This window comes from Pseudomonas sp. GM24, from assembly GCF_000282235.1.
In the GTDB taxonomy this organism is placed as follows: Bacteria; Pseudomonadota; Gammaproteobacteria; order Pseudomonadales; family Pseudomonadaceae; genus Aquipseudomonas.
Window position 1 is genome coordinate 1 of sequence record NZ_AKJR01000319.1, and the last position, 4,359, is coordinate 4,359.

Genomic DNA, 4,359 nt, shown 5'->3' on the forward strand with positions numbered 1-4,359 from the left:
TGCCGAAGGCTGCGATCTTTTGACGTTGAAGATCAAAAGATCGCAGCCTTCGGCAGCTCCTACACAAGCATCAATAGTCCGAGCCGCCGTAGCGACTGCCAAATCGACTCAGCGATCAGGCAGGGTGATGTTGAGTTCCAGAATCGAGCAACTGCCCTGGCTTTCCAGTGCAACATGTACGTCGTCGTTGCCGATGTTGACGTACTTGCGGATCACGTCGACCAGTTCCTTCTGCAAGGCTGGCAAGTAATCCGGCGTGCTGCGCTGGCCGCGCTCATGCGCCACGATGATCTGTAGACGCTCTTTCGCTACCGAGGCGGTACTTGGCTTTTTGTTGGCACGAAAGAAGTCAAAAAGGTTCATTACCTACCTCCAAACAGGCGCTCGAAGAATCCCTTCTTCTCGACATCGAGGAAACGGTGGGCTTTTTCTTTGCCCAGCAAACGGTCGACGGTATCGCTATACGCCTGACCGGCATCGCTCTGGTCGTCGAGAATCACCGGCACGCCCTGGTTGGATGCCTTGAGCACCGCTTGGGATTCCGGGATCACGCCGAGCAGGGTTACCGAGAGGATTTCCTTGACGTCTTCAACGCCGAGCATTTCGCCCTTTTCAACACGCTCCGGGTGGTAGCGGGTGATCAGCAGGTGTTCCTTGATCGGGTCTTCGCCACGTTCGGCGCGACGCGATTTGCTCGCCAGCAGGCCGAGCATGCGGTCCGAATCTCGTACCGAGGACACTTCCGGGTTGGTCACGACGATCGCTTCATCAGCGAAGTACATGGCCAGGTGCGCACCTTTTTCGATGCCGGCCGGGGAGTCGCAGACGACGAACTCGAATTGTTCCTTGAGCTCCATCAGGACTTTTTCCACGCCTTCGACGGTCAGCGCGTCTTTGTCGCGGGTCTGACTGGCGGCCAGTACGTAGAGGTTTTCCAGGCGCTTGTCTTTGATCAGGGCCTGTTGCAGGTTGGCTTCGCCGTTGACCACGTTGACGAAGTCATACACCACGCGGCGCTCGCAACCCATGATCAGGTCAAGGTTACGCAAGCCCACGTCGAAGTCGACGATCACTGTTTTGTGGCCGCGCAGAGCGAGGCCGGTACCGATAGCGGCGCTGGTGGTGGTCTTACCCACACCACCCTTGCCGGATGTAACCACGAGAATCTTGGCCAAGGTGTTTCACCCCTAAGGAAGAAGGACTTTTTAGCCCCTGAAAAACATCTCTTGAAAACTACTGCAGTCGGACAGCCTTGGCTGGAATTCGGCGTTGAGCCTTTTTCCTACTTCGTTTGAGCCGTTTTCGCTACGTTTTAGAGATGCTTGGAAAATGCGGCAGTATCCGTTAAAGCCGAATGATGTTCAACACGTCGCCCGACAGGCTGACCTGTACGCCCGAGCCCCACATAGGGTCGCGACGCAAATCTTCGGAAACCTTGTAATGACCGGCGATGGAGATCAGTTCAGCGCTCAATTGCTGACAGAAAATCCGTGCCTTGGTGTCACCCTTCACGCCGGCCAGCGCCCGACCACGCATCGGGCCGTATACATGGATGTTGCCATCGGCGAGAAGTTCCGCCCCCGGACTGACCGATGAGACCACGACCAGATCGCCACCCTGGGCATATATCTGTTGGCCACCACGTACTGGCGTGGTGATGACGCGGGTCGGTTTGACCGTTGGCTCCGGCGGTTTTTCCGGCTTCTTTTTGACTTCGGCTTCCGGCGTTTCCAGCGGCCGCTCACGGGCACCGGACGGCGGCAGCACCGGAATGTCGATGGCGATGGCGGCGGCGATGTCTTCGATGCGGCTGGCGCGAATTGCCAGGGTGCGCAGGCCATGTTGGCGGCACACGCGCATCAGGCCCGGCAGATCGACGGCGCCTTCGCTCGGCGGCAGTTTGTCCAGCGCCAAAACCAGCGGCGCGTTGCTGAAGAAGTTCGGCGCCTGGGCGACTTTGGCGGCCAATTGCCGATCGAGGCTTTCGAGGTCGTTACGGGCCAGTTCCAGCACAGTAATGGCCAGCATGCTGCCCTTGAGCTGGAATACGGGATCTTGGTCTAACGGTTCGGTTTGGCTCATGTCGGCATACAACGGCTTGTCACTAAAAGTGCCGAGACTTATAACGAGAACGCCCGCAGGCCGCAAGCCGGGTCGAACGATGTAGAATGCGCGGCCACTGTATTTACGGAAGCTTTAATGGATCGCCCGCGTTTTCGAAAAGCATTTTTATCGCCACGCTTCTGGCCGCTCTGGTGCGGTCTGGGGCTTTTATGGCTGATCGTGCAGTTGCCGTATCCGGCCTTGCTGACCATCGGTCGAGTTTTGGGCGCCTTGATGTATCGCGTGGCCGGCGACCGGCGGCGCATCGCCAAGCGCAATCTTGAGCTGTGCTTCCCGGAAAAATCCGCCGCCGAGCGCAAACGTCTGCTCAAGGAGAACTTCGCCTCCACCGGCATCGCCTTTTTTGAAATGGCCATGAGCTGGTGGTGGTCGCGCGAGCGTCTGGCGAAGCTGGCCCACGTTGAAGGCCTGGAGCATTTGCAAAAGGCCCAGCGCGAAGGCAAAGGCGTGATCCTGATGGCCGCGCATTTCACCACGCTGGAAATCGGCGCAGCGCTGCTCGGCCAGCAGCACACCATCGACGGCATGTACCGCGAGCACAAGAATCCGTTGTTTGACTATGTTCAGCGTCAGGGTCGCGAGCGGCACAACCTCGACTCGCTGGCGGTGGAGCGTGACGACGTGCGCGGTATGCTCAAATTGCTGCGCTCCGGTCGCGCGATCTGGTATGCGCCGGATCAGGACTATGGCGCCAAGCAGAGCATCTTCGTGCCGCTGTTCGGTATTCAGGCGGCAACGGTGACTGCGACGACCAAGTTCGCACGTTTGGGTAAAGCGCTGGTGGTGCCGTTCACGCAGGAGCGTCTGGCTGACGGCAGCGGTTATCGCTTGGTGATTCATCCGCCGCTGGAGGACTTCCCCGGCGAAACCGAAGAAGCTGACTGCATCCGCATCAATCAGTGGGTCGAGAGCGCGTTGCGTGCCTGCCCCGAGCAGTACCTGTGGGCGCATCGACGCTTCAAGAGCCGCCCACCGGGCGAGCCGAAGTTGTACGCCAAACGCCGCTGAACCAAACTGACAAGCACCGTGGAGTGTTGCGATGAGCCCAGCTGAACCGGTCACAGGTTTGATTCTTTCCGGCGGCGGGGCTCGGGCGGCGTATCAGGTGGGCGTACTGGCGGCGATTGCCGAGTTGCTGCCGTTGGGTGCGGACAATCCGTTCCCGGTGATCGTCGGCACCTCGGCGGGGGCGATCAATGCGGTCAGCCTGGCCAGCGGTGCCACGGATTTTCGCGCCGCGATCGAACGCCTCACTTTGTTCTGGCAGGGCTTTCGCAGCCACCGCGTATTGCGCAGTGACTGGCCCGGGGTTATCCGTCAGGCCAGCCGCTTTGTCAGTCACAGCCTGCTCGGCCTCGGTCGGCAACTGCCGGTGGCGCTGCTCAACAGTTCGCCGCTGCGCGAACTGCTCAATGAAAAACTGCACATGCCCGGTATCGCCGAATCGATCGCGCGCAAGCAATTGCATGCCGTGGCGGTAACTGCGTTCGGCTATGAGTCGGGGCAAGCGGTGACGTTCTATCAGGGCGGCGGCAAGATCGATTCATGGCTGCGCCATCGACGTATTGGTGTGCCGACGCAACTGTCGGTGGATCACTTGCTGGCCAGTTCGGCGATTCCGTTGTTGTTCGCGCCGGTGAAAATCGGCGATGAATATTTTGGCGACGGCGCCGTGCGGCAATCGGCGCCGATCAGCCCGGCGCTGCATTTAGGGGCGAGCCGGGTGCTCGTGGTCGGTGTCAGCGGCAACCCGCGCGGGTTTGATCCGCAGCAGCCGCTGGAGCGCGCCTACACCGGGCAACAACCGACGCTGGCGCAGATTGGCGGGCACATGCTCAACAGCACGTTCATTGACAGCCTGGAGAGCGACATCGAGTTGCTCCAGCGTCTCAACCAGTTCAGCCACTTGATGCCTGCCGGCACGCCGACGCGCGAGTTGGGCGTGGCACCGGTGGAGGTGCTGGTGATTTCGCCGAGTCAGCCGATCGATGAGATCGCGGCGCGGCATCGCCAGGAGTTGCCGGCGGCGTTGCGTTTGTTTCTGCGCGGGCCGGGGGCGACCAAGACCAGTGGGGCAGGGGTGTTGAGTTATCTGCTGTTCGAGGCGGGGTATTGCAGCGAGTTGATTGATCTGGGACGGCGCGATGCGTTGGCCAAGCGCGAGGAGCTGTGCCGGTTTTTGGGATTGCCATTTTAAAGCAAAAAGATCGCAGCCTTCGGCAGCTCCTACATTGG

At 60.1% G+C, this 4,359-nt stretch carries 5 protein-coding genes; 2 read left to right on the plus strand and 3 right to left on the minus strand.

Annotation, left to right across the window (positions count from 1 at the left end; all coding sequences use genetic code 11):
• Positions 1 to 108: 108 nt before the first annotated feature.
• The 3 genes from minE to minC form a co-directional block, all read right to left on the minus strand.
• A complete protein-coding gene (gene minE, locus PMI23_RS27660; RefSeq protein ID WP_003223146.1) occupies positions 109 to 363 on the minus strand; it encodes a cell division topological specificity factor MinE in 255 nt (84 codons plus the stop codon).
• The gene (gene minD, locus PMI23_RS27665) at positions 363 to 1,175 is read right to left on the minus strand and encodes a septum site-determining protein MinD (RefSeq protein ID WP_007913953.1); all 813 of its coding nucleotides are present in this window, start codon (positions 1,173 to 1,175) and stop codon (positions 363 to 365) included. Before minD ends, minE begins: the two co-directional genes overlap by 1 nt.
• A 169-nt stretch (positions 1,176 to 1,344) precedes the next feature.
• Positions 1,345 to 2,082: a septum site-determining protein MinC gene (gene minC / locus PMI23_RS27670; RefSeq protein ID WP_026000431.1), complete on the minus strand. Its 738-nt coding sequence runs from the start codon at positions 2,080 to 2,082 to the stop codon at positions 1,345 to 1,347.
• A gap of 117 nt (positions 2,083 to 2,199) precedes the next feature.
• On the opposite strand from minC, the gene PMI23_RS27675 reads away from it, so the two are divergent.
• Together PMI23_RS27675 and PMI23_RS27680 are read left to right on the plus strand one after the other, a co-directional pair.
• Positions 2,200 to 3,132, plus strand: coding sequence for a lipid A biosynthesis lauroyl acyltransferase (locus PMI23_RS27675; RefSeq protein ID WP_007913957.1), 933 nt, complete (start codon positions 2,200 to 2,202; stop codon positions 3,130 to 3,132).
• Positions 3,133 to 3,163: 31 nt separating this feature from the next.
• The gene (locus PMI23_RS27680; protein ID WP_007913959.1) at positions 3,164 to 4,321 is read left to right on the plus strand and encodes a patatin-like phospholipase family protein; all 1,158 of its coding nucleotides are present in this window, start codon (positions 3,164 to 3,166) and stop codon (positions 4,319 to 4,321) included.
• Positions 4,322 to 4,359 lie beyond the last annotated feature (38 nt).